The organism is Bacillus cereus group sp. BceL291 (assembly GCF_051776705.1).
GTDB lineage: Bacteria > Bacillota > Bacilli > Bacillales > Bacillaceae_G > Bacillus_A > Bacillus_A cereus.
In genome coordinates this window covers 1-25,946 of the sequence record NZ_JBPWAP010000021.1, presented here as the reverse complement: position 1 = coordinate 25,946, position 25,946 = coordinate 1, and the positions used below count along the sequence as shown (strand labels likewise).

The following is a 25,946-nucleotide window of genomic DNA, read 5'->3' as shown; positions in this document are numbered from 1 at the left end:
TTCAGTCCTCTCCACTAAAATTTATTTGGATTCCAACTTTCATTTACAGTTTTTAAATCTTTAGGTGTATCGACACTAGCCCAAAAGTCATTGTGTTCATAGACTGCGAGCTCATTGTCTTTTATTAAATTTCGAAGAGGATCTTCTTCTAGAACACAATCATCATTATTACTTAAATAATCGAATATTTCTTTGTTAAATACAAAAAAACCGCCATTAATTACTTCATCAAGTAATGGTTTTTCTTTAAAATCAATAGCAATTCCATCTTCGACCGCCAATAGGCCGTATTGACTATTTTTTTTAATTCCAGTTAATGTAGCAATTTTTCCTTTTTCTTTATGGAATGCTATTAGTTGATCAATATCTATATTGGCTAATCCGTCACCATAAGTTAATAAAAAGGTTTCACCCTGTACAAAGGATTCAAGTTTTTTTAGTCTTGCCCCGGTCATTGTATCAATTCCTGTATCTATAAAGTGTATATTCCAATTTTCTAATTTCTGAAGTAGCGTATATTGACTGGTTTTAAAATTCAAACTAAAGTCATTCTCTTTCCAGCTAAAGTCCATAAAATATTCCTTAATTTTCTCACCTTTATATCCTAAGGGCAAAATGAAATCAGAATGTCCATATTTTCTATACCAATTCATTATATGCAAGAGGAGAGGCTTTCCTTGAACTCGAACTAATGGTTTGGGAATGTCCTCTAAAATTCCTTGCATCCGAAGCCCTTTTCCGCCACACAAAATTATGACTTTCATAGATTTATTTCCTTCCTCTCAATATATTTTACTAATTTAAACTATGTAGTTTGTTTGGTAAATGTATACACGGTTGTACCATAATGACAATCAACTAAAAAAAATATGTTAGATTTATAATTCAGATGTTGATTAAACGTGGAGAATACATATTGTAGTTTATCATTAATTATATGTAAATTAGGTTCTTTTAAAATCTATGCTTTAGTTTATTTAATATTAATGAAAGAAATTGCTTGTTCTTAAGATAAAAGAAGGGGAAGGAAATCAAGGGAATTGAAGAAGCTTATAATGAAATATCCAAGAAGACAAAATATAAGATAAAGTATGGAAGTAAGTAGTCGTGAATGCACTACATAAGCAGAATATGCTGATCGCATAAATGATTATACAGAAATCAACAGAAGAATAACAAAGGGAATTAGCCATTTGAAGGAAAATGGAACAACTATTTTTACATTTTATAAATTCAAAAAAGAGCACCGCATAAAGGTGCTCTAGTGATGGAACTAATTTTGTAAAGAACTATTTATTCAATAAAGAAGGACTTACGAATTATTATATGAACGTTTTGTTAATTAAGTGTGTATCAATTAGACAGGAATTTTATTTCTCTACACCTATTTGATTTTACGGGCCAAATCATGTTAAAAGTAAGAAGAAAATTATTAAGTTAATGTTATTTTGTTTAAAATAACATCCCAATCGGAATCATCACCTTCCCATCTATCCTGATAACGTGGGAGTTCAATTGAACAAACCCTCGATATTCCCCAATTTTGTTCAACAATATTAGATATACCCTCCTTGAAATTAACAATAAGGATATTAAAATCCTTATTTGTAATTTTAGATAATACGTTTTGTAATTCAATCGCTTCATCTCGATTTCCCCAAATTCTAATGAATAAAATGGATTCACTACTATTTATTTTTTCAAGGAATCGATTAATTCTAGTGTCTAATTTAGCTTTAAAAGAAGGATAGGTTGATTTCAAATCCTTTTCTGAATTAATAGGAAAATCATGCATTGAAAAACAATTATAATAAGTGTCCTTTATACAGTAGGTAATTCGTTCTGCCCATTTAATTTGATTATCAAATTCTGATTCAATAAGACCGTAACTTTCTGAACCTTCTATAACCATATTTTCCAACTTCATAAATTTTTTAAATCGATTTTGAAGTAATCTGTTTACATCTGAAAGTGATGGATAATAAAACCAATCTAAAGGTCCAGAAAATGTTCTTAAATTGTGTCTTTTGATTTGGTTGGTGACTTGACACAATCCTCCTAAACTTACAATTACGCCATAGGATTTTTGTATATCTTCTAAGTTCATCCTCATCATCCTTTATAAAAGTAATTTAAATTATCTGTTCAGTATATGATGCAATAACATATTGATGTGGACCTATATATCACAGTACATAGAGCTAAGACATTTGTATAAATTTAAAAAGTCAAATACCTAAGTTGAGGGATTTCATCTTTGACGTTATATCATGGAGTTATTATTGGAATGAAAGCTGGTAGGGATATTGCACCAGAGTTATATATTCTCCAGTAACTTAATTTAGAAACCTGTGCTTGTTTACTATAGGAAAATTGTAATCCTAAAAAAATACTTAGATAAAAAGAAAGATCTAGTAGTTAGCATTTAACCATTAGATCTTTCTTTGAATTAGTATCTTTTACATAATAATTATTGAAGAGGGAAAATTCTATTAAGAAATGCTATTAAATATTAGACTAATTTCTAATGGTCCCAGTATCTTTTATTTTGACGTGTGTCTTTACATTTATTTTAGCCTCTGCTAACGCTTGCGACCAATCTCCTTTTACTTTTTTCCACTCTTTATATTGAAATGCTTTAGCATATAGGGATAATCCGATTGGATCAATTTTATTCTGCTGTATTTCATACAACATATTTTGTAAATTATTATTAATTTCTTTTTGAATAGCACTTTTTAAATTATTTATATTTTTTTTATTATCATAGTACCCCTTAATTAAATTAGGATTGGTTTTTTCTATTAAAGCTACATTAGCATATATATCGAGATTAAATACAAACTTTCCGTTTTGAAAAGTAACATCTACCTTCCTTGTCGCGTTCTGTACGAAGATAGAAGTATTTGTTTTTTTGTTGGAATTTTTAGGAGGAAGTGCAAGGTGTAGTATCATTCGCCCGTTACTTTTTGGCTTATTTATAAGATTGAAAAATTTAACATCTTTTTTAGGGATATAAGTCAAATATTTCCCTTTTCGATTTAAAAATGCAATTCCTACTGTGTCGATTTCATTCTTTGTTTTTTTGATAATTGGAACAGTTTGCGTCATTCCATCTTCATTTTGTTCTCTCATTAATTGCTGAATTGTAGAAGAGACGGATTGGTTATTTTGAATTGAGGATTCGATTACACCATTTATATAAGATGATAGTGATGGTTTACTAGGCTTATAAATTTTAAAAATTTCTTCTGCAGGCCCATCTACAAGTACTACTTTAGCATTAATGGTAGCGTAAGGATCACGGTAAGAAGAATCAAGCTCCTGCAACCAATTTGCTTCTTGCGCTAATTTTTTCCCAATTAAAATGATTTCAGCTTTGGAAGCTGTCAGATATCCCGTTAACTTCGTATCTATCTTACTGAATCCATTATATACAGTTGATGCTTGTGTCCAATGCTCTATAGTACTTTTTTGCTGCTTATGATGAAAGAGTGGTATGCTTGTTCCAACTTTTATGTTTCCATTAGAGGTTCTATCCAAGCCAATTAAAAGGATTAATGAAACCTTCTCAAGAGGAATTCTCTGACTACAACCAATTATATACACACAACAAATTACAATCCATATCCATTTTCGAATCAAAGTTGTTTCCTCCTAGTAATCCAAGTAAAAAGAATACTGTAAGCGAAAAATAAGATTGGTAATAGAATAAAGAAAATGACATTTAAGATATCCATAAGAGAATATATAAACAAATATTGATCCACATCGGGATTTAGGAAAATAAATAGCCCAACTATAAATAACATAAAAGCAAGCAGCGCCCAATTTCGGGCGTTTTTTTGAAGTGATATGGTCATAGATTCAAAACTGAAAAATAAATACGGATATAAAGTAGTGGAGAATACAATTAAATAGTAAGCGATATAAATAATTTCTAATCGTTCCATGAAAGAAAAACGAACCCCTTGTAACAAATGAAATACGGGCCAAATTACGTCTTTTATCCCCTCTGGACTAAAGTATATATAAGAAAGAATAGTAACATATAGATAGAAAAACATGGTTCCAGTATTCGCTATTAGTAGTCCTTTTATGGCCTTTTGTTTTTTTTGTAAGAACGGATATATATAATATGCAATTTCTAAGCCAGCATAAGGAGTAATAGTTTCTTTTGTTGCCTTTAAAATAGGGTATAATCCCTCTTTAAAAATAGGTAGTAGGTGTAAAGGATTGTAGTTACTCTTTAGTGAAAAAAGAAGAAATAGTGGCATCCAAGTAGTGAAGAAGAAAACAAGCATAGAATAACTAGTAAGAGCCCTTAACCCACTCAAGGCTAAAATAATAAAAGGTAATAGTAATAATATGGTGATTTGATAAGCAGGAGTGGAAGGGAATATCCACACTTTTACAATATCAGTTGCCTTTAATAAAGTATTAAATCCAGCAAAAAATAGATAAAAGGCATATGTAAGAAAAAGAATTGTCCCTATCCATTTACCAAAGTATGTTTTTAAGATTTGTGAGAAATTTTTGTTAGGATTTTTTTGTAACATTAATATAATAAATACACCGATTATAGAAGTAACCATCCATCCAAGAATGATTGAAATCCAGCCATCTGTGCCAGCAGTAGTTGCAAGTGGGCTTGGCATAATTAACATACCAGATGCAAGTTGCAGCGAATGGATGAAAATAATAAATTCGAATAAAGTTATATTTTTAAATTTAAGATTCCCCATGTTAACCACCTTCTTTTTTCTTTCTTTGTTTCGGCTGCCCTGTACTCGAACGGCTGGTAAGCATAGAAATAGGAAATCTTACAAAAGAATCTTTTAACTCTTGGAGACGAAATGGCGCGATTGGCAATCCATATGGTGAACCATATGAAGTTAGTGAAACAAAATGAGCAAATAAGAGCATTAATCCACTAACAATACCTACAATGCCATAAAAGTAAGCCAATAACATCATTGGAAAACGAATAAGGCGTATAGAACTTGATAAATCATAATTAGAAACAATAAATGAAGCAATGGCTGTAATAGATACGATGATAACCATAACGTTACTAACAAGACCAGCTTGAACAGCCGCTTGTCCAATTACAATTCCTCCAACTATTCCAATGGTTTGTCCAATTGGTTGTGGTAAGCGAATACCCGCTTCACGTAGCATTTCTAGTGTGATTTCCATTATAAAAGCTTCCAATAAGGGAGAGAAAGGGACTTTGACTCTTGACGTTGCAATAGAAGTGTATAAATCTATAGGAATGATTTCAAAGTGAAAAGAGACTATAGCTATATAAAATGCTGGTAAAAAAATAGCTATAATAAATCCTGCAAATCGTAATAAGCGAAAAAATGATGCAACGAGCCAATGAATATTATAATCATCTGGAGTTTGAAAGAATCCAATTAAATTCATTGGAACAATCATTGCGCCAGGGGATCTATCCATTAACACCGCTACTTTTCCATCAAGTATATGATTTGAAATAGCATCTGGGCGTTCGCTTAAATAAGCCTGTGGAAAAGGAGACCAATTTTGATCCTTTGTAAAATTAGATAGTTCACCAATGCTCAATATTGCATCTGTTTTAATTTTACAGATTCTGGTTTCTACTTCTTGGACTACATCTGCGTTTGCTACATCACCTAAGTAAATTAAGTATACGAAAGAAGTGGCCCGTTCTCCAATCGTCAACTTTTTGATTTTTAACTCTGCAGAAGGAAGATATCGACGAATTAAGCCTATATTTTTTGTGGCATTTTCAATGAAACCATCATGTGATCCTTTAATAGTAACTTCTGAAATTGGCTCTTGAATTGCTCTCTCTGCCCAGCCTTTTGTATTTATTAGAAGTGACCGATTTTCTCCTTCCATAAATAGTACACATTGCCCCTCAAGTAATCCTTCTTTAATTTCATTCCATGTATATACTATTTTGGTATGAGTAGCAATAATATTAGAATTAAATATTTGACTGTCTTCATTCACTTTTTGTAATAATGGTGTAACAACATTGCTTTTTAATGCGACACTATCTGTAAGTCCTTCAAAATAATATAGTAAAATATTTGTGTTTGTTTTTAATTGCAAAGGATGTTCAATTAAATCTGCACTAATATCAAAGATATTATCTAGTGTATTTTTAAGTTGTTTTAAGTTATTTGTTTGGATCTTTTCAATGTTTTTATCTGTTTTAGTTTCTAAAATCTCTTCATTTAAAGACAAAATTGACACCTCTTTAATATATAACGATTAGTTGTATTTATTATTTTTATAAGATGGAATTTTATTCACAAATTCAATTAAATTGGGAACGGAAATTAATAATTGAGAGCAAAAAAAGTAGAGGTGATTTGTGGGGGAATCTAAGTATCAAGATAGAATTGAAATTTGAATGATCATAAAAAAAAAGAACCCTTGATAGGCTCTTTTTCATAGTTGATAAATATATTGTCAACAATAGATGGCGTTTAAGGTAGTAATTTAGATATCTTTAAGTTCATCAGCTGAATTTTGTAGGAAGAACTCTTTTTTCATATCTTAATGCTCAATTAAAAAGACAGTACATTTATTTGGGTGTTCTAGTGTAATTAAAGTTTGCGCGCTAACAAATTTTGTTTAGGGACAAAATGTTTTTTCTGAATTAACAGAAAAAATGCGCAAAATTCCTATTAATTATTTTGGTAGGTATCAAATATTTCTTTGGCCTTATTTTCTTGATATTACCGTACGTTTATATGTTTCTAAGGGAAAGAAATACTTTCATGTTACCATCTATTGTTTGATTAAGATGGTAACATGAAAGTGAAACGTTTACAACCAGAAAATAAAGAAAAAATATTAAAATACGACTTTTTTCGACAATTATTCTATGTCTATATTTAATTTTATTATAGGAAAAGGCGGAGGGAAGCGGACCTTTTCCTATAAACTGTTTTGTTGGAATTAGAAATAACTAAAAAAGTAATAATAGCTTAAAATTAAAATGAAATTCAATGATAAAGTTATTATTGAATTTTTGAAGCTCAGATATCTTGAAAGTATGGTCAAATTTTAATCCACTTTGCGTTTCTTCCTTTTGTAACTAGCTTAATATGGCCAAACAGTTGCAAGGAATTTAAAGCCTTACTGATTGTACTCTCTGCAATGTCTGGATAAGTGTTACGAATACTTTCCTTAGTAAAGGGTTGTTTTTGTTTAAGTATAAAATCCTGAATTCTCTCAACTTTAGTATGTTTACATATAGAATCTAGAACTGTGTTATGAAGATCTTTGTAAGCCTCTAATATAATGGTTAAAAACGTTTTTAACCAAAAGCTATTATTATGTTCCTCGCAGTACCAATTCACCGAAGATTTATAAAGCGAATTGTAATAATCAGATTCATGTTTCTTAATATATTTATCCAAACATACATATTTTACAAATGTATGTCCACTCTTAATTAACAGCAATTGCATTAACATAAATGCCAGCCTGTTATTACCTTGATTGAAAGGGACTATGCAATAAAAATTTAATATAAAACGAGCTATTAATAAAAGTGAATGTAGCCCCTTACTAGTATTTAATGAGTTGTATTGATCACATAATTGCTCCATAAACTGTGGAATAAGTTCATGCGGAAGAATGCGGTAACTATTCAAGTGCATTCCATGTTCTGGAATTCCTGGAATGATAAAAGGTTTTTCACGCCATTTGGCACTGTCAGAGGTAATGTAATGTATTAGTTGAAAATGTAATTCCTGTATAGTTGCTGGATTGATTAATAAAGTACAGGAGTTTTTATGTACAAAAGAAAGTGTTTGATAATAGCAAAAAATAGCATCTTCCGAAATATTTTGAGGTACGATATCATCTAAAATAAGTTCTTTTAATCTTTTATTAGGAACTTTTATATCCTCATAAATAGTTGTGAAATTTTTTATGTAATGTAGTGGTATAGTTTTTTCTAAGCTATTAAATATGTCTGGGTTTTGTTCCTGATAAGCAGCTAATTTTCCTTTGAATTCGCTAATTTCACTTATTAAATTTATTAACCTCCTTTTTAATTCAATATTTTTATACTTATCATCAAAAAAGTCTCTCATTTTTGTTCCCCCTGTAAGCCCTTAACACGTTGTTGCATATATCTTTCCATTCTAAAGGTATTCCACGAAATCATTGTAAAATAACGACATTTTCGTTCTGATTTTAAATATATATCAGAATCTATATTTTTATTTAACAATTAAAACATGGAAATTATAAAGAAGAATCGTTAGGATTCAATTTTAATAGGCATAATCCTAACATCAAATGTACAAATGTACAATAAAAAAATAAAAAATATAAAACTAGCGACTCTTTTGAAAGATTATTTAAAAGGGTTTTAAGAAATTGTAAGTATAGAGTGCTTTAGTTTATCGATAAATATTGAAGTGGTAATAAAATTTTCATAGGTAATCATAAAGTAGATAAACTATTAATTTGTGACAATTATGTGTCTAATCTATTATATACTTTTATGAGAATTCTAAAATAAAATCCTAAAGAGCCGAATTTTCTATATTTATCATAAAGATTAGAAGAGGCGTGTTGATGAAATGTATCATTTTATATAAAAATATGTAACGTTTAATACTCGTATTGTAAAATATTTTGACATCCGTTAATTTAAATATTAGGTACAGGAACATTTAATAAAAACCCAGTACTAAAATACCCTTTAAACGTTTCACCCTAAGAACCTTTTCTAAAGCACACTGAAGTTCATCTTTTGTTTCTGTGCCTTATTAGATAAAAATAACACAATAAATTATTAAAATTTGATAGTTAAAACTAGATTTTTAAATACTTTCTCTTTTCTTAAACGTTAACAATTTCTTGATAATCTGTTTAAAGTAAGGAAATACAGAATAGAAAATAGCTATTAATAAAGAAAATACAGTTAAGCTAGATACCTTAAGTTATTTTATAAGTAATTAAGCGTTAGTTTGAATTAGTAGGGGTATTATATGTGTTTTAACCTCAAGTGTATATGTTTAAGGTTAAAGGATTTGTGAGTGGTATAAAAGTAGCGGAAGTCTGGAAGAAACGGATATAATCGGTTTCTTCCAGACTTTTTTTCTTTTTGTAATATAAAAAATTTATTTTTCCTACATGAGGATTTTTTTGTTTTAATATTTGAATTTTTTGTGAAATTAAATGGGGTTTTTATTCTTCTTTTAATACATAATGTTACAAAATTCCTTAATTGTATTTACTTTATTTTTATAGGAGATTAAAAATAATAATAAATGTACCAATTTATGAGAGATATTAATATATTAATTGACGATTTGTTCGTTTATCCCTATATTGCTATTATATTAGCGAAAGCAATATATTGGGGGGACAAAAATGAAATTGAAATTAACATCTAAATTGGAAAGATTAAGAACAAGTAAAAAGGGGATTGGTGCTTGTGTTTTGGCTGCAGGCATGACGGCAATCACAATGACTCCTCAAAGTGCGTATGCACATGGGTTTGTTGAAAAGCCGAGTAGTCGTGCTGCTTTATGTAGTCAGAATTATGGGGCATTAAATTTAAATTGTGGAAATGTAATGTATGAACCTCAAAGTCTAGAAGCACCTAAAGGATTTCCAGATAGTGGACCGATTGATGGGGAAATTGCTTCGGCAGGAGGATTGTTTGGAGGTATTCTTGACCAACAAACATCAAATCGTTGGTTCAAAAACACAATTAAAGGTGGAGTAAATACATTTACATGGAAATATACAGCGCCACATTCTACAAGTAAATGGCATTATTACATTACCAAAAAAGGATGGGATCCTAACAAACCATTAACACGTGCTGAATTAGAACCAATCGGAACTGTGAAACATGACGGTTCGGCCGCATCAAATAATTTAACACATACAATTAATGTACCAACTGATCGTAATGGTTATCATGTTATTTTAGCTGTATGGGATGTAGCAGATACGTCAAACGCTTTTTATAATGTAGTTGATGTAAATTTAGTAAATAATGAAACTCCTGATACAGTAGCTCCAAGTCAACCAACTGAATTAAATGCCTCTAAAGTTTCTGCCAATAGTGTTGAAATAACATGGAAGGCCTCCACTGATAATATAGGTGTAAAAGAATATCAAGTGTTACGTAATGGAGAAGTAATTGATACGGTATCAGGTACAACTTTTATTGATAAAAAATTAAAAGCAGATACGGAATATACTTATACAATAAAGGCATTAGACTCTGCTGGAAACATATCAAAAGAAAGTGAAAAACTGAAGGTTAAGACAACACATACAATCCCAGATATAGAGGCTCCAACTCAGCCAAAAGGATTACATAGTATGGGTACAACAGCGACAACTGTTAATTTAATGTGGAGTCCGTCAGAAGATAATGTAGGTGTTGACCATTATATTGTATATAGAGAAAGCGCTGGGGTTATGAATAAAATTGGGACGGCGGCTAATACATCTTTTATGGATAAAGATTTGAAGGCTAATACATCGTATAAATATGTAGTGACGGCGGTTGATTTAGCTGGAAATGAATCTAGTAGAAGTGATGTTTTGAATGTAACAACAAAGTTAGAGGATCCCGCATATGAAAAATGGGATGCAAGAAAAGCATATACTAAAGGTGATAGAGTAGTACATGAGGGGAAAGTGTACGAAGCGGTTCAAAATCATCAAGGGAATGGCGACTCAAATTGGATTTTTGCTTTATCGCTTTGGAAGCCAGTTTTGAATAAATGATAAGCTGAAAAAGGTAGTTAACAATTTTGGATTGCTCTTTAAAAAGTAAGGGTCGTTCCAAGCATGAATTATCTAATGGTTTAAATGGTATATTAATAAATTTAATCATCATCCTAATGTTAACGAATTAAAATCAAAAAAGAATCCGAATGGTATTCCATCAAAAAGGAATTCCATTTGGATTCTTTATTTTCTAATTTGTAATAGCATATATTTTCACTGTGAATTTGCTAGTGGCACCAATTGGACTTGCAATATAATATTTAGTATTTGTGTAAGCTTCAGTCCTAGATTCATGTGAAATATTTTTCCAACGAGTAGAATCTATTCCTAGGGAAACATCAATCATTACATTGAAAGAAATAGTAGAAGGATAATCTTTTTCTGAAGGCTCAATAACCCATTTTAATTCTTTGGTACCTACAGGTAAACTATCAATTTTAAAGTTTTGGCTGGATCGATTTTGTTGCCCTGATAAAGGACTAGATTCAGATGATATTTGTGAAATTAATATTTCTTTTTCATTTGAATGTATACCATTTAATTTAATGATACTATCAATTAAACCTGGACCGGGAAAATCAGCTGCGATGATACCAGAATGTTTAATTGCGCCTTGTTGTAAGAGTTCGGTCCCAAGTGTATTCATCCCCCCATAGTATACTTGTCCGTTTCTATCGCGAGGAAAATCACTCCACGCATTAGTGGAATTCGTTTGAATCAATTTAGGACTACTGTCAGTATTTCTGCTCTCTTTTCCGCTTGCAACAAACCAAGGATATACATTATTTAAAAATGCGGCTGCGCCTCCCGTACCACTAAAATGGTTGAGATAAATTTTTTCATTATTAAAATTAGTATTTGTATTTTGTAGATGGTTTTTTATCGCAATCCATTTTGTATATATTTCGTCTGGTCCGCTTCCAATTTCAAATTTATCTTGTATATTCAAACCTTCGTAATCAATCCCGTACAATTGAGCGGATGTAAAGTTTTGTAAGATTACAATTTTCCCGCGGGTATCTCCTAAAGTAGGGTTATTTCTATCTGAAGTTGGTACGGAATTAGGATCCCAAAAATATGAAGCATTAACGTTTTTATATTTTAAAAATATCTCCTCAAATGATAGAGATCCACTTTCAGGAGTAGTTTCTTCTTTTAAGCGCATTAATATTGTTTCTGTTGGATGATCTTTTAAAAATTGAATGGTCTCTTTTAACACATCTTCAAACACAGCTTTTTGATTTACAACGCCATGATACATTGCAAAAGAATCTTTTACACGTTTAACACGCATATCTACATATCGAATTCCGGAATTTAATTGTTGGGATAAACTCATAGTTTGATTTCTTGTCAAATTTTCATCAAGAAAACTCGCTCCATGTAAAGCCATCGTACCGTGAGTCCCTGGAATAGATATTTCACTTATTTTTGTTGAATCTTCTATTTTCGACATCCACGATGGATTTTGATACCCTATATTGGATTCATAGGAGTAACCTGGATGACTATCAGCTAAAATAGTAGATGGTCTACTTAAACTTGCTAGTGTAATACAAGTAAGGATGCTAATTTTAAAGAAATTTCTCGTTTTTATTTTGTTCATTTTTTCTCTCCTGACCTTTAAACAATTGTTAGATGATTTTTTACTATATTTATTGTTTTTCATTCTTAAGATAATAAATTTTTGTATTTAAAAATAATTAACAATAGGGGGGAGTAAGTTATTTAAGACTTTAATAATTTTTTATTATAAATTGTCCCTAATAGTCAAACGGATTCTTGAAAACTCGAAGTATAGCCTCCAAAAAACAACTGTTTATCGTATTGAATACAAACAAAACAGAAGTCCTAAAAAAGACTTCTATTTTGTGACATATAATGAATGATAAGGTGGTAAACAAATCAAGATAATGTGATTGAGTGGTAAAAATTTATTAATAGCTGTTTTAGAATCTCTTATAACAAGGCTGATTACAAAAAGCGGATCTCTACACTGCTAATAAAAATTGAAAAATTCTACTCATTAAAACTTAGACTAACTACAGTTGCAATTGATTGAGCTGCATGTTCCCAGCTTCCATCTATAACTTTACCAATCTGCTGACCAAGTGCATTTAAATCATTTGGATTAACTGGAATTCCATTATACGCAGCAAGAATTGATAAAAGTGGAGCAGCAAATGGTGTCCAACCACCTCTATCAATATTAAATACAGGTTTATCTAGTACCTTTCCATCTTGTACTGTAAACTCATAATAAAATTGATCATCTGGACGAAAACTTAAATGGTGAGAGATTTGCCCCTTAACATATTTTTTTCCTGCACCTAGATTTACTACTTCTATTTCTTTTACATTAAATTCATGTTCAAATACTTTGATTTTTTTGACTTCTGGACCATTTAAGGCAGCTTGAACGGCTGTTTCCAAATTGTTTTGTGCAAAAGGTTGAATACTTAATTGTGCCTCTTTTGGTTGAATAGGAGCCTCCTTTTCTGCAGCAAACACCGAGGTAGTAGGTAGTGCACCTGTAGCTAACGTAGCTGCAAGTGCTGTTGTCATAATGATTTTTCGTTTCATCTTCATAGTTTTCCTTCCTCTCTTAAAGTTATGATATATAATTTTTTAAGATTGACACGGTACAATTTTTTTCATAATGCACGCAAAAAACTAGTTTAAGAACTATGTGAAAAAACGTGTCGGAAAATTAAAATTAATTATATATGTATTTTAAATGATATCTATCTACACATATTTTTTCAATTTTTCGATAAATTAAACGATAATTACTGCATAAGAGTCAATTTAGCACTTTATTTATCTATAAATTTCCTATAAACCATTTAGTTCATAGTGAAAGTAATATATTTGATATTAAATGTTTTGCATAATGCGATAAAATTTCACAATTTTTTATCAATATATACAGAAGAAAAGGTAACGAAACTTAAGTGATATTTAATACTTTTCATATTTGTGAAGTATGTGAATTTGTTTATTGTAACATCTAAGATGTTAGATGTTGTTTTTTAACATTACTTATCCGGATTCATGAAAAGTATTTTAATATATTATTTTTATTTTATATAAAAATATAAAGTTTTAATATTAAAACTAAAATATGGAAGTAACATAAGGGATTTACGCATATAGTAATGTTGATGGTAAAATTAACAAAATTTTCATTTAAATCAGATAAAACTATGGTGTTTTTAACTTATAATAATGTTACTACGATGAAAAAATGGCTACTAATTAGTTAATTTAAAAATCAATTTTAGATAGGAAGAGGATAATGAAGACCAGAGATAGTTATAAAATTATTGTAATTGGTGCTGGGACAGCAGGACTATCTTCTACTGCACATTTATTACGAAATGTACCCCTATTTAAAGAAAGTATAGCAATTATTGATCCATCAAAAAAACATTACTTTCAGCCACTATGGAGTTTAGTGGGGGGAGGAATTGTTTCAAAGGAAAGTACGATGCGTAATCAGGAATCGCTTATTCCAAAAGGGGCAACGTGGATCCCTAAAAGTGTTGTTAAGTTATTTCCATCTGAAAATAAGATACTTTTAGATGACGGACTGTTACTTGAATATGAAATTCTTATTGTAGCAGCTGGTATACAAATAAATTGGGACAGTATTAAAGGCTTAAAAGAGTCTATTGGCACTAATGGGGTATGTAGCAATTATTCTTATACATATGTTGATTCTACTTGGAGAGAAATCGAAAAATTCAAAGGAGGAAATGCGCTTTTTACCCACCCTAATACTCCTATTAAATGCGGTGGTGCTCCACAAAAAATTATGTACTTAGCAGAGGAGTATTTTTGTAATAGTGGTGTAAGAAACAGAAGTGAAGTAATGTTTTATTCTGCAAACAATAACATATTTCAGGTTCCACGATATGCAAATACTTTAGAACAAGTACTAGAAAGAAAGCAAATTATAACGAATTATAATAAAAATTTAGTGGAAATTATCGCCGAAAAGAGAGAGGCAATTTTTGAAGATACGCAAACACTAAAAAGAGAAACCGTACCATATAGTATGATACATGTTGTTCCACCAATGGGGCCACCTAATTTTATTAAAGAGAGTGAGATAAGTGATCATCAGGGATGGGTAGATATAAGCCCTTATACTTTGCAGCATGTGCAATATAAAAATATTTTTGGACTTGGAGATTGTACCAATTTACCTACCTCTAAAACTGGAGCAGCAATTCGAAAACAAATACCCGTCTTAAAACAAAATATTATGGACGTACTTAGCGGAAGAGATTTACAGGCTAAATATGATGGATATACATCATGTCCGATTGTTACAGGATATAAAAGTCTTATACTCGCTGAATTTAACTATGAACATGAGCCACAAGAAACGTTTCCATTTAATCAAGCGAAAGAAAGGTATAGTATGTTTTTACTTAAAAGATATATGTTGCCATATATGTATTGGAATTTAATGTTGAAAGGGATTCTATAGGAGAAGATAAAAAATGGTTACAAAAATTGAAAATCAATTTGAAATAACTAATTGGAGGGAATAGATATGCTTTTAAAATATTTTTATGATGAAAAATTAGCACATGCTTCCTATTTAGTCGGTTGTCAGAAAGAAGGCGTAGCAATCGTTATTGATCCTAGTCGCTATATAGAACAATATATAGAATTTGCTAAGAAAGAGGGGATGGAAGTAATTGCTGCGGCTGAGACTCATATTCATGCTGATTTTCTTTCTGGGTCTAGAGAACTTTCTACTCTTTATCATGCAAATTTATATGTATCTGATGAAGGAGATTGTGATTGGAAATATCAATATCTTAACGAAGGTCGATACAAATTGGTTAGAGAGGGTAAAGAGTTTAAAGTAGGTCATATAAAATTTGATGTAATTCACACCCCAGGGCATACGCCTGAAAGTATTTCTTTTTTAGTAACTGATACAAGTCAAAATAACTATACGAATGATAAGCCGATAGGGATATTCACAGGTGATTTTATATTTGTAGGAGATATAGGAAGGCCGGATTTATTAGAAACTGCAGTCGGTATGAAAGATACTGCAAAAATAGGAGCAAAACAATTATTTGATTCTATACAAAAAATAAAAATACTTCCTGATTATTTGCAAATATGGCCATCACATGGTGCGGGAAGCGCATGTGGAAAAGCATTAGGAGCAATTCCAACTTCTACATTAGGTTATGAAAAGATGTTCAATTGGGCATTTCAGTGTAATGAAGAAAGTGATTTTATATCGACTTTATTGACGGGACAGCCAGAGCCTCCAAAGTATTTTTCATTAATGAAGAATTTAAATAAGTATGGTCCGCCAATTCGTAAGAAGAGAAAAAGTACTGCTATTAATACAGTAGAAGAACTTCAAGAAATTTTGAAGAGCGGTTATCAAATAGTTGATATAAGGGATGTAGAGAGTTTTGCTGCAGGTCATATCGAGAAGTCAATTAACATACCTTATAACAATTCTTTCACAACTTGGTGTGGATGGTTATTAGATTATAAAAAAGAAACTTTAATAATTCTAGATGAGGAAAAAGTTAAAGTAGAGGCAGTTATTAGAGAATTTGAATCTATTGGGTTAGATAATATTATTGCTTTTGCACCCTTAAAAGTAATACAAAGACTTGATAGATTTGAAAGTTACAAAGAAAAAACATCGATTGAATTATATCCGCATATAAAAGGTGGAAGCGTTAAGGTTATCGATGTGCGTAGTAAAAAAGAGTGGGAGGAAGGACACCTTCATGATGCAATACATATCACTTTAGGTAATCTATTTGAACAACTAGATTATATACCGAAAGATTTTCCAATAGTTTTGCAATGTCGAACCGGATTACGTTCCGCTATAGCAGCTAGTATTTTACAAAGAGCAGGTATAAAGGAAGTAGTGAATTTAAAGGGAGGATTTCTTGCATGGAAAGAAGAAGGGCTTCCTTATACAACATGCAATCTCAATGTGTAGGAAAATATTATATGCTAGGTAAGAATAATTAAAAGAAGTTATAGATGACGTGTTAGAAAAGGGAATCATAATTGTCGCAGATTCAGGAAATACATTAGGATTATTAATTGATTATCCAGTTAAATATGAAAATGTAATATTTGTTTTAGCATTAAATAATTTAACATTGGATCCATCTTTTATGGAATGGCAGTGTTGGAAGTACTTAGGTATTATCAATAAGAACCCAATTTAAAATTCTCTTGGATGCAAGAGAATTTTTTTATTGGGAATAGTAAGGGGGAGGGGAGGTGCATTACATATGGGAAAAGGTAGAAGTAATAATGCTGGTAAAAAGCAACCGAATTTTGATGATTCATCTAATTTTGCTAAACAAAGCCAACCGACAGAAAAGAAGAAGAAATAAGAACAGGAGCTCTCTTGATAAAGGGAGCTCCTGTTAAAAGTGGACTGACGTTTCAGAATAACATATCGATGGATTAACCCAATAGCCATAAATACAAGGTTTTAATTTTTCGAAGGGCACCTAATTTAATATTATTGTCCCGCTTTTTTATACTTATTGACGCGTTAAATCCATTTAAAATGCTCCTTAATGGCGTTGGGCGTGACCTTCATTAAAATTTTTTAAACCTAATGGGACTTACCATTAAGAGGGCGAGGATTAAAGTAATCCATGCATTACTATATGAAAACAATGCCATACCAGCCAATGATAATCCTGCAGCTGGAATAGGTAATCCCTTAAAATATCCAATAGTTGGTTTAATACTAAATTTAGCTAATCTTAAAGCACCCATTGTTGGGAATAGGATAAATGCCAAAGAAGTTAAAATAGAAGGTGTTGCTATCGTATGAAATAAAAGCGCAGGAGCGACGCCGAAACTAACAATATCAGCTAAGGAATCCAATTCTACGCCAAACTCACTGTTCACTTTTAATTTTCTTGCAATTCTTCCATCAAGAAAATCTAAAACAGCTGAAAAGAAAATGAGAATGGAGGCTGCTCCTAAATATTCACTCATATTCAAGGTGATTGAGAAAACACCGCACAATAAATTTCCAATCGTAAATAAATTCGGTATAACTTTTACAAGCTGATTAAACAAGTTTGTTCCTCCTAAATTAATTAAACTTCACATTTCTGTAGCAATTTCTATATATTCTTCCGTTATTCTTAAAAATATATGACCACTGTATTACTGTAAGCTAATTAAATTTCGATAAGAGAAAAATTGATTTCTTAAATGTTCCACGGGTTTATAAAAATGTTTAATCATTTTCAGTACGCGTTATTGAATATTAGCACCTGATAGTTGATATTTCGAGTAGTCAGGGATTTTCCGGTTCTGGTGCAAAAAATTAAAGGTAATTAAAAATAATCTCTAAAAAGGAGACATAATGATACTATTATTTTAAAAAGGTTCGTGGTTGGTATCGGATATGAAAAATGGAAATTTTATACAAAAATTACCCGAAAGGGTGCCTTTTGTACCTCTTAAAATGACTGAAGATGTGTTTACTTGAGTTCATTAGGTAGTTAGAGGTTGATAGACTATCTTTAACGAAAATGTTGAGTAGTTCATCTTCATTATATATCAATTTAATAATGATTGGGGATTTAGAAAGTTCCATGGAAAGTACATATCAACCTGATTGGAAGATTGGAAATTTAATAACTGGTGATACATTTTACTTAACGCAACATTTTGGTGCGCAAATGAAAATTTTTAAAGTCCACACAAATGGTACCCTAGAACGATTCCAAACAATAGAACCAGAATTAAAATAAAATTTTTGTAGCATCAATTAAATTCATTTCTTTTTATGCAAACACACTTTCAGCGGAACTAACTTCTTCACTATTTTGCGCTGGAAAGACTTTATAAAAAATGGTTACGTTTTCTGATCTTGAAATAACCCTCTCAAATTGCAATCCTGCTTTTTCTAAAAGCTTTACTGTATCAACAATAGAAGTAATTGCTACAAAAGTTTTTCAAATAAAATTTATAAAAGCTTGATAGGTAATACCAAGGGAAAAGACCGTAGCTACTATATGTGCAGTCCATTTAGGCATATTTAAATTTAATACGGTATTGTACAACATTCCATATACGATACAAATGATTAATATGAATGCAATGAATTGAAGAACTAATAAAAATAGCGGTTGTTCCATTTATTCTCACTTCCTTTATTTGATATATTAATATAATTTATTTAAATGTGAAAGTTTTATTTCTATGAATTTCCAAAAAATGTGATATGAAAGGCATAGTAGTAATCACAAGAATTACTGCAAAACTATAAATGGAACTAAAAGTATTATGACGAGATCAGTAAAATAGTAAAGAAGGTCACCATTCACGGCGACCTTCTTTACTATGCGTTATACCCAAATAATTTTAAATCTTCTCCTGAATCTGAAATGATTTTCTCAAATCGTAATCCTACTTTTTCTAAAAGCTTTCCTGAGGCGATGTTATCTACAGAAGTAATTGCTACAATTCGTTTCATGCCGAGCTTTTGCACACCGTATTCGATTATCGCAGAAGCTGACTCGTAGCCATATCCTTTTGAACGGAATGTCTCTAAAAAGGCAAATCCGATATCAACGTCTTCTAATGAATCTCTTTTAATAAGGCCACACATACCAAGTGGAGTGAGATCTTCTTTTCGTTCTACTAAGTAAAGGCCAAATCCGAGTTTGTTATACATATCGATGGGACCGTTTACAATATAATTTTTTGCATCTTCTAAGTTTCTAACTCCTTTGTCACCGATAAACTGAATCCATGCAGGATCGTTTACTAACTCAAGAATAAAAGGAGCGTCTTTTATATCAAACCAGCGAAGATTAAGACGTTCGGTTTCAAGAACTATCAATGATTACACCACCTTTAAAAAGTTATAACAATTAGTATGGATTGTGTAAAACAAAAGTGCAACATATTTTAATGGGGGTGTTTGTTCACATAAAGTTCGTTTGTTTTGTATAGAGAGATATTTTATAATTAGGATTGATTGTAAAGAGTGAGATGCTTATACAATGACTCCTAGGTGACTAGGAGTTTTTACTATATAAATATCATTATTACTAAATATGACACACTACACATTCTACTCAAGGAGGTACATAATGAAGAAATTATATAATGCATCGTTTACGTATTTGATTATCGGTTTATTATCAGGGATTTTCGCTAGGGAGTATGGTAAGTATAAAGGGATTTTAGGATCTACTTTGTTAAATCTTTTGCATACACATACACTTGTACTTGGCTTTTTCTTCTTTTTAATTGCTTTAGGATTAGCAAAAGTATTCGCGTTTCATGAAGTGCAAGGGTTTAATAAGTGGTTTGTTTTACATAATATTGCATTAACATTAATGTTAGGTTCGCTAGCAGCGAGAGGGCTTCTTCAGTTAAATGGAGCTGACTTTAAAGGGTTAACTTATATTGTAGGATTTTCTCATTCGTTGATGGCAGTTACTTTAATTTGGTTTATGTTGTTAATAAAGAAATCGTTTAAAATGTAGTGAAAAAGAACTTGTAGCGTGTGCTGCAGGTTCTTTTTTGTATGTTCAGGTTTAATAATCTTATTTTTCTAATTATTTTGTATAAAGATGGTATACTTGTTTTAAAATTAAAAAGGAGAGTTGATTATGGAAATAACAATTGAACATGTAGTAAATGAATTAAAAGGCATACTTCCTGAAGATCGAGTAGTAATAAATATGACAGTACGAGAGTTACATAGTAAAGATGAATCTTACCATAGTAGTAGTTTGCCTGATGTAGTTGTTTTTCCAAAAACGACCGAAGAAGTTAGCGCGATAATGAAAATAGCGATTCAGCACGGAACAGCTGTCGTTCCATTTGGAGTAGGGTCCAGTTTAGAGGGACATGTAATTCCTTACGAAAAAGGAATTACAATGGACTTTTCTCTTATGAACAAAATACTTGAAATAAGAGAAAAGGATTTTCTTGTGAGAGTACAGCCAGGGGTGACGCGCTCTCAGCTTAATAAAGAATTGAAAAAGTATGGATTATTTTTTAGTGTAGACCCAGGAGCTGATGCAACGTTAGGAGGAATGGCTGCTACAAATGCGAGCGGAACGACAGCGGTAAAGTATGGGGTAATGCGTGATCAAGTTCGAGATTTAGAAGTCGTTCTTGCTGATGGAGGAGTAATACATACCGGGAATTTAGCAGCGAAGTCATCATCAGGTTATCATTTAAATGGTATTTTCGTAGGCTCAGAAGGAACACTTGGATGTTTCACGGAGTTAACTTTAAAAGTATACGGTATACCAGAACATGTTATGGCTGCGAGGGCATCGTTTCCAACTATAAATGATGCAGTAGAAGCTGTAATTAACATATTACAAGCAGGTATTCCAATCGCGAGAATTGAACTCGTTGATGAATTATCTATGAAACAAGTAAATTATTACAATGAAACAAGTTACAGAGAAGAACCGACACTGTTTTTAGAGTTTCACGGCAATGAAGCAGGGTTAAAGCAAGATATTGAATTTACGAAAGAAATCGTTCTTGATCATAAATGTATAGAAATTGCGTTTGAGACGGAAACAGCAGCGAGAAATAAGCTGTGGGATGCAAGACATAACTTAGCGTACTCTTACGTGCATAGTTATCCTGGTAAAAAGCTAATGAGTACAGACGTATGTGTACCAATTTCGGAATTAGCTGGAGCGATTCAACATGCGAAAGAGGTATTACATAAAGTAGGGCTTATTGGCGGTATTCTCGGTCATGTTGGGGATGGGAATTTCCATGTACTCTTAATGATTGACACAAATGATAAGGAGGAAGTGAAGAAGGCAGACGAAATAAATGAAAGTATCGTTCAGTATGCTCTTAAACGAGGAGGAACGTGTACAGGAGAACATGGCGTTGGAATCGGGAAACGAAAGTATCAAGAAGAAGAACATGGGGCGGCATTATTTGTAATGGAGAAAATAAAGAAAGTTCTTGATCCGCAAAATATTTTGAATCCGAAAAAGGTGTTTCAATTAAAAGATAGGGGCTGAGTGGATGAAAGTACTAGAAGCGATAAGTAATATAGCTGGAAAGTATTTTGCATTTTGGGTTATTTGTATTGCAGCTATTGCATATTTCATTCCCGCGCCATTTCTCGGGTTAACTAGTTACATAACGATTTTACTTGGGGTTGTCATGTTTGGGATGGGATTAACATTGAAGGCTGTTGATTTCAAAATCATAGCTACAAAACCATTACCAGTTATTATCGGTGTATGTGCTCAGTTTATTATTATGCCACTTGTCGCATACGTACTAGCCTACGTTATGAATCTGCCAGCGGAATTAGCAGCTGGGTTAGTGTTGCTCGGTTCAGTACCGGGTGGCACTGCATCAAATGTTATGGTTTATTTAGCAAAAGGGAACTTAGCGTTGTCTATTGCAATGACTTCAGTATCAACGTTACTAGCACCAATTGCTACACCGCTTATTCTACTATTACTTGCAGGGCAATGGATGCCAGTAAATGCTATGTCCATGTTTCTTTCTATCGTACAAGTCATTATTGTGCCTATTATTTTAGGACTAGTAGTGAAAAAGTTTTTCCCTCATATCGTTAATAAAGGAATGACTGTTATTCCTTTAATATCAGTTGTAGCAATTATCATAATTGTTTCTGCAGTTGTTTCAGCAAATGTAAGTAGCATTACTTCTTCAGGACTTCTTATCTTTATTGCGGTGATGCTCCATAATGCTTTCGGTTTTTTGCTCGGATATATAACTGCGTTCGTACTTGGACTAGACGAAGGGACAAGAAGGGCTATTTCAATAGAAGTAGGAATGCAAAATTCAGGTTTAGGTGTTGCGCTGGCGACAGCACATTTTGGACCGGTTGCTGCACTCCCAAGTGTATTAGCGGCAGTATGGCATAACATTGCAGGGCCAATATTAGCAACCATCTGGTCAAAAAATATAAAGAATACTTTCAGTGATGAAAATGTATCAATAAATATAGAAAAATAGGAATGATAAATAATGCAAAAACGTATTGTACATTTTGAAGGAATGGTTGTATTTTTAGCCACGATTTATATGTATTCGATATATGAGTTTAGTTGGATTATATTTTTTGTATTCCTTTTAGCGCCGGATCTATCAATGTTAGCATATGGGATTAATAATCACGTTGGTGCGAAAATATATAATGTATGTCACACATATATCATATCCATATTAATTGTTCTAATAGGTGTCTATTTTAAGATGGATATCGTTATAATGATTGGCTTAATATGGACAGCACATATTGGAATGGATCGAATGTTTGGATATGGATTGAAATATGAGACGGATTTTAAGGATACTCATATTCAGAGGTTATAAGAAAAAGTATTCATATTTACAGCGGGTCTATTAAAATATTGAACAAAATTCAGTGAATGAATTTCGTTCAATTGTTGAGAAATATATATATAGATAGATATAAATAATCGAATTATGTTATTTTTATGATAATTAAAAGAAGGAGAGTGGATTTGATGAATATACAAATCACTGGCAATGAATTAATTAATAAGATGCTGAATGATTGGTATCGAGATATTAGAGCTCAACGTATAAGTGAAGCAAAAAAATTAAAAGAAGAGATCGATAAAAAGCTTTATATTATCGAATCAGATATAAAGGTTTCATTTCACTATTATCTGTTAGAATTTCGATATAAAGTGCTAATAGATGGTTTAGGTAATTTGAAAAAAGCTTTTGATAAAATAGATGCATTGCCTAAACCAAATGATGAATATTCTAATTATTATTATTATTTATTCAAAGCCATTCATTATACAATTCTTACTAATTATAGTGAAGCTAGCAACTATTTTGAAAAAGCTGAAGGGTTATTAGAGCATATTTCAGATGAAATTGAATATGCAGAGTTTAATTATAGAGTTGCTATATTAAAATACCACTTGCATTACGCATATTCAGCTATTGAATACGCTTCAAAGGCAAGAGATATCTTTGTTAAACAAGCAGGGTATGAAGTGAACATAGCGCTGTGCGAAAATATATTAGGATTATCTTTTTCGGAATTAAAGCAGCATGATAAAGGTGAGGAATATATTGCGTCAGCAATAAACATTTTACAAAAAAATGATGCAGAAATGTTAGTATTAAGAATCAGACATAATTTAGGTTTATTGTATGCGAGTCAAAATCTTTCAGTTTTAGCAATTAGACACTTATCTGAGGTTTCTAAAAAAATGCCTACTCATTATAAGGCAATCTTTTTAGAGGCAAGAGAATATTATAAATTAGGTGAAATAGAAAAAGCGAAGGAATTAATTGAAAGTGGATTGAAGGTTTGTGAGGAATTAAAAAATGATGAATATAGATATCACTTTTTAATTCTAAAGGGATTTTGTCAGCATTTAGAGGTAGAAAAAATAGAAAAAATTATTCTTGAAGGTTTTTCTTACTTCGAAAGAAAAAATTTATCGGAGTATATTCACGAATATACTGAAAGTCTGGCATTAGAGTTTCATAAAGTAGGTAATATAGAAAAAGCAGAAAAGTATTTTTTTATGAGTTATGAAATAAAAAAGAGAATATTTGAAAAAGAAGCATTAAAATAAAGAAAAAACTTGGATTATCTATAATGGGAATAGCAGCTGGAGTTATGGGGTTTTATGGTAGAAGGTCTTTGCAATAAATTAGCTCACAGTGGATATGGTGGAACGTTTATAATTATAAAACCTAATGAAAATCCATATGCTGTCTCTGAAGATACAACGATGCCTGCAAAACAAACCTTCTATTGAACGTGGGTAATTAAACAAGTCACAAATTATAATTTGTGACTTGTTTAAGGTTGGATACTAAATGTGTTGCTTTCAATATTGAAAGCAACTTTTAAGTTTGTGATTAATAGTTAACTTAATAAATTTTGGGTTAAAATAAAAACAAATTTTTAATCAAGTCCCACAAAAAGTACGATAAGGGCGATTCGTCGGTGCAGGCGGAATGCAGTATTCTTCTTGATCTGTAGAATACGCATAAGGATTTGATAAAGCTTCAAGAAGTTTCTCCATTACGCTATAGTCGTCATTTGTAACAGCTGCTTCTAGTGCTTCTTCTACACGGTGGTTCCTCGGGATGATTGATGGGTTATTATTTTTCATCATCTCGTAGGCGTTTTCTTTCGATTCTTCTTGTTTTTCTAATCGAGATTGCCACAGTTTGTACCATTCTTTAAATTTAGGACTATCGAATAGAGGGATATTTTCTAACGTATCAAGAGTTAATGAACGGAATGTATTAGTGTAATCTGCTTTATATTTCTCCATCATTTTTAAAAGTTGCTCAATAAGTGATTGATCTTGTTCTTCGTTGCTAAATAGTCCTAATTTCTTTTTCATTCCAAGGAACCAATTGTTTTCATACTGTACGCTAAATTTCGAAATTTCGTCTTGAGCGATTTTTAGTGCTTCTTCATCATCTTCGTGCAGAATCGGTATTAAAGATTCTGCTAGTCGTGCGAGATCCCATGCGGCCATATATGGTTGATTTCCATATGCATAACGACCTTGTGTGTCAATAGAGCTAAATACGGTTCCTTGGTCGTAATTGTCCATAAATGCACAAGGACCGTAATCAATTGTTTCGCCACTGATCGTTATATTGTCAGTGTTCATTACACCGTGAATAAATCCAACAAGTTGCCATTTTGCGATAAGACTAGCTTGTCTTTTAATGACTGCTTGTAGTAATGCAGTATATCGGTTTTCATGGGATTCAATTTCTGGGTAATGCCTTTTTATCGTATAGTCAGCTAGTGATTTCAGGTCCTCTATTGAACCACGAGCTGCAGCATATTGAAATGTACCGACGCGTATATGGCTACTAGCTACTCTAGTTAAAATTGCTCCAGGTAACTTTGTTTCACGATATGTTGGTTCACCGGTTGTGACAACTGCTAAACTGCGGGTAGTTGGAATATCGAGTGCATACATTGCTTCGCTAATAATATATTCACGTAGCATCGGACCGAGTGCAGCACGACCATCTCCTCGGCGTGAATAGGGAGTAGGGCCAGAACCTTTCAGTTGAATATCGAAACGCTTACCTGAAGGAGTAATTTGTTCGCCAATTAAAAGAGCACGACC

At 31.7% G+C, this 25,946-nt stretch carries 22 protein-coding genes; 10 read left to right on the top strand and 12 right to left on the bottom strand.

The window, feature by feature from the left end; all coding sequences use genetic code 11:
* Positions 1-14 precede the first annotated feature (14 nt).
* From ACS2CR_RS15310 to ACS2CR_RS15285, 6 genes are all read right to left on the bottom strand, one after another.
* The gene (locus tag ACS2CR_RS15310) at positions 15-764 is read right to left on the bottom strand and encodes a sugar phosphate nucleotidyltransferase (RefSeq protein WP_000864432.1); all 750 of its coding nucleotides are present in this window, start codon (positions 762-764) and stop codon (positions 15-17) included.
* Between the two features lie 668 nt (positions 765-1,432).
* Positions 1,433-2,107, bottom strand: a complete 675-nt coding sequence (locus tag ACS2CR_RS15305) for a papain-like cysteine peptidase (protein ID WP_053513963.1) — start codon at positions 2,105-2,107, stop codon at positions 1,433-1,435.
* A 410-nt stretch (positions 2,108-2,517) separates the two neighbouring features.
* Positions 2,518-3,645: a Ger(x)C family spore germination protein gene (locus ACS2CR_RS15300; RefSeq protein ID WP_000619985.1), complete on the bottom strand. Its 1,128-nt coding sequence runs from the start codon at positions 3,643-3,645 to the stop codon at positions 2,518-2,520.
* Positions 3,642-4,745 carry a GerAB/ArcD/ProY family transporter gene (locus ACS2CR_RS15295; RefSeq protein ID WP_016111428.1) on the bottom strand — a complete coding sequence of 368 codons (1,104 nt, stop codon included), beginning with the start codon at positions 4,743-4,745 and terminating at the stop codon, positions 3,642-3,644. The genes ACS2CR_RS15300 and ACS2CR_RS15295 overlap by 4 nt, the downstream gene beginning before the upstream one ends.
* A gap of 1 nt (position 4,746) precedes the next feature.
* Complete coding sequence (locus ACS2CR_RS15290) at positions 4,747-6,240, bottom strand: spore germination protein (RefSeq protein WP_016111429.1); 1,494 nt, start codon at positions 6,238-6,240, stop codon at positions 4,747-4,749.
* Between the two features lie 821 nt (positions 6,241-7,061).
* Positions 7,062-8,105 (bottom strand): Fic family protein, encoded by a 1,044-nt coding sequence (locus ACS2CR_RS15285; protein WP_001204210.1) that lies wholly within the window; start codon positions 8,103-8,105, stop codon positions 7,062-7,064.
* Between the two features lie 1,291 nt (positions 8,106-9,396).
* On the opposite strand from ACS2CR_RS15285, the gene ACS2CR_RS15280 reads away from it, so the two are divergent.
* Positions 9,397-10,773 carry a lytic polysaccharide monooxygenase gene (locus tag ACS2CR_RS15280; RefSeq protein ID WP_000769026.1) on the top strand — a complete coding sequence of 459 codons (1,377 nt, stop codon included), beginning with the start codon at positions 9,397-9,399 and terminating at the stop codon, positions 10,771-10,773.
* Positions 10,774-10,966: 193 nt separating this feature from the next.
* On the opposite strand, the gene ACS2CR_RS15275 is transcribed toward ACS2CR_RS15280, so the two are convergent.
* Positions 10,967-12,382 (bottom strand): phosphatidylinositol-specific phospholipase C, encoded by a 1,416-nt coding sequence (locus ACS2CR_RS15275; RefSeq protein WP_016111431.1) that lies wholly within the window; start codon positions 12,380-12,382, stop codon positions 10,967-10,969.
* Positions 12,383-12,795: 413 nt separating this feature from the next.
* Positions 12,796-13,365 (bottom strand): hypothetical protein, encoded by a 570-nt coding sequence (locus ACS2CR_RS15270; RefSeq protein ID WP_000782792.1) that lies wholly within the window; start codon positions 13,363-13,365, stop codon positions 12,796-12,798.
* Between the two features lie 709 nt (positions 13,366-14,074).
* Here ACS2CR_RS15270 and ACS2CR_RS15265 point away from each other — a divergent pair.
* Positions 14,075-15,274, top strand: a complete 1,200-nt coding sequence (locus ACS2CR_RS15265; protein ID WP_000857307.1) for an FAD/NAD(P)-binding oxidoreductase — start codon at positions 14,075-14,077, stop codon at positions 15,272-15,274.
* Positions 15,275-15,340: 66 nt separating this feature from the next.
* A complete protein-coding gene (locus ACS2CR_RS15260) occupies positions 15,341-16,777 on the top strand; it encodes an MBL fold metallo-hydrolase (protein ID WP_153602451.1) in 1,437 nt (478 codons plus the stop codon).
* Positions 16,778-17,394: 617 nt separating this feature from the next.
* Here the strand turns inward: ACS2CR_RS15260 and pssA are convergent.
* The gene (gene pssA, locus ACS2CR_RS15255) at positions 17,395-17,886 is read right to left on the bottom strand and encodes a CDP-diacylglycerol--serine O-phosphatidyltransferase (protein WP_000483080.1); all 492 of its coding nucleotides are present in this window, start codon (positions 17,884-17,886) and stop codon (positions 17,395-17,397) included.
* 500 nt (positions 17,887-18,386) lie between these two features.
* Here pssA and ACS2CR_RS15250 point away from each other — a divergent pair, with 500 nt between their 5' ends.
* A complete protein-coding gene (locus ACS2CR_RS15250; RefSeq protein WP_002000399.1) occupies positions 18,387-18,569 on the top strand; it encodes a DUF5065 family protein in 183 nt (60 codons plus the stop codon).
* Positions 18,570-18,773: 204 nt separating this feature from the next.
* Here the strand turns inward: ACS2CR_RS15250 and ACS2CR_RS15245 are convergent, their stop codons facing one another.
* Together ACS2CR_RS15245 and ACS2CR_RS15240 are read right to left on the bottom strand one after the other, a co-directional pair.
* Complete coding sequence (locus ACS2CR_RS15245) at positions 18,774-18,956, bottom strand: hypothetical protein (RefSeq protein ID WP_000437513.1); 183 nt, start codon at positions 18,954-18,956, stop codon at positions 18,774-18,776.
* Positions 18,957-19,159: 203 nt separating this feature from the next.
* A complete protein-coding gene (locus ACS2CR_RS15240) occupies positions 19,160-19,663 on the bottom strand; it encodes a GNAT family N-acetyltransferase (RefSeq protein ID WP_053512666.1) in 504 nt (167 codons plus the stop codon).
* A 253-nt stretch (positions 19,664-19,916) separates the two neighbouring features.
* Here ACS2CR_RS15240 and ACS2CR_RS15235 point away from each other — a divergent pair, with 253 nt between their 5' ends.
* From ACS2CR_RS15235 to ACS2CR_RS15210, 6 genes are all read left to right on the top strand, one after another.
* Positions 19,917-20,315 (top strand): DUF2871 family protein, encoded by a 399-nt coding sequence (locus ACS2CR_RS15235; protein ID WP_000737896.1) that lies wholly within the window; start codon positions 19,917-19,919, stop codon positions 20,313-20,315.
* Positions 20,316-20,441: 126 nt separating this feature from the next.
* Entirely contained in the window at positions 20,442-21,833 is a 1,392-nt protein-coding gene (locus ACS2CR_RS15230) for an FAD-binding oxidoreductase (RefSeq protein ID WP_000406571.1), read from the top strand.
* Positions 21,834-21,837: 4 nt separating this feature from the next.
* The gene (locus tag ACS2CR_RS15225) at positions 21,838-22,806 is read left to right on the top strand and encodes a bile acid:sodium symporter family protein (protein ID WP_053512665.1); all 969 of its coding nucleotides are present in this window, start codon (positions 21,838-21,840) and stop codon (positions 22,804-22,806) included.
* Positions 22,807-22,818: 12 nt separating this feature from the next.
* Positions 22,819-23,166: a DUF4260 domain-containing protein gene (locus tag ACS2CR_RS15220; RefSeq protein WP_001172065.1), complete on the top strand. Its 348-nt coding sequence runs from the start codon at positions 22,819-22,821 to the stop codon at positions 23,164-23,166.
* 155 nt (positions 23,167-23,321) lie between these two features.
* The gene (locus ACS2CR_RS15215; protein ID WP_001025499.1) at positions 23,322-24,416 is read left to right on the top strand and encodes a hypothetical protein; all 1,095 of its coding nucleotides are present in this window, start codon (positions 23,322-23,324) and stop codon (positions 24,414-24,416) included.
* A 54-nt stretch (positions 24,417-24,470) separates the two neighbouring features.
* Positions 24,471-24,602: a hypothetical protein gene (locus ACS2CR_RS15210; RefSeq protein WP_000229164.1), complete on the top strand. Its 132-nt coding sequence runs from the start codon at positions 24,471-24,473 to the stop codon at positions 24,600-24,602.
* 153 nt (positions 24,603-24,755) lie between these two features.
* Here ACS2CR_RS15210 and ACS2CR_RS15205 read toward each other — a convergent pair.
* Positions 24,756-25,946: protein adenylyltransferase SelO (locus ACS2CR_RS15205; protein ID WP_438906066.1), on the bottom strand; the 1,191-nt coding region annotated here is incomplete at its 5' end.

Bases quoted from the DNA above. Each gene is read 5' to 3' on its own strand.
- ACS2CR_RS15295 (WP_016111428.1), bottom strand. From the start codon at position 4,745: ATGGGGAATCTTAAATTTAAAAATATAACTTTATTCGAATTTATTATT.
- ACS2CR_RS15250 (WP_002000399.1), top strand. From the start codon at position 18,387: ATGATTGGGGATTTAGAAAGTTCCATGGAAAGTACATATCAACCTGAT.
- ACS2CR_RS15280 (WP_000769026.1), top strand. From the start codon at position 9,397: ATGAAATTGAAATTAACATCTAAATTGGAAAGATTAAGAACAAGTAAA.
- ACS2CR_RS15235 (WP_000737896.1), top strand. From the start codon at position 19,917: ATGAAGAAATTATATAATGCATCGTTTACGTATTTGATTATCGGTTTA.
- ACS2CR_RS15305 (WP_053513963.1), bottom strand. From the start codon at position 2,107: ATGAACTTAGAAGATATACAAAAATCCTATGGCGTAATTGTAAGTTTA.
- ACS2CR_RS15310 (WP_000864432.1), bottom strand. From the start codon at position 764: ATGAAAGTCATAATTTTGTGTGGCGGAAAAGGGCTTCGGATGCAAGGA.
- ACS2CR_RS15270 (WP_000782792.1), bottom strand. From the start codon at position 13,365: ATGAAGATGAAACGAAAAATCATTATGACAACAGCACTTGCAGCTACG.
- ACS2CR_RS15215 (WP_001025499.1), top strand. From the start codon at position 23,322: ATGAATATACAAATCACTGGCAATGAATTAATTAATAAGATGCTGAAT.
- ACS2CR_RS15260 (WP_153602451.1), top strand. From the start codon at position 15,341: ATGCTTTTAAAATATTTTTATGATGAAAAATTAGCACATGCTTCCTAT.
- ACS2CR_RS15285 (WP_001204210.1), bottom strand. From the start codon at position 8,105: ATGAGAGACTTTTTTGATGATAAGTATAAAAATATTGAATTAAAAAGG.
- ACS2CR_RS15230 (WP_000406571.1), top strand. From the start codon at position 20,442: ATGGAAATAACAATTGAACATGTAGTAAATGAATTAAAAGGCATACTT.
- ACS2CR_RS15265 (WP_000857307.1), top strand. From the start codon at position 14,075: ATGAAGACCAGAGATAGTTATAAAATTATTGTAATTGGTGCTGGGACA.
- ACS2CR_RS15245 (WP_000437513.1), bottom strand. From the start codon at position 18,956: ATGGAACAACCGCTATTTTTATTAGTTCTTCAATTCATTGCATTCATA.
- ACS2CR_RS15210 (WP_000229164.1), top strand. From the start codon at position 24,471: ATGGTAGAAGGTCTTTGCAATAAATTAGCTCACAGTGGATATGGTGGA.
- ACS2CR_RS15225 (WP_053512665.1), top strand. From the start codon at position 21,838: ATGAAAGTACTAGAAGCGATAAGTAATATAGCTGGAAAGTATTTTGCA.
- ACS2CR_RS15275 (WP_016111431.1), bottom strand. From the start codon at position 12,382: ATGAACAAAATAAAAACGAGAAATTTCTTTAAAATTAGCATCCTTACT.
- ACS2CR_RS15220 (WP_001172065.1), top strand. From the start codon at position 22,819: ATGCAAAAACGTATTGTACATTTTGAAGGAATGGTTGTATTTTTAGCC.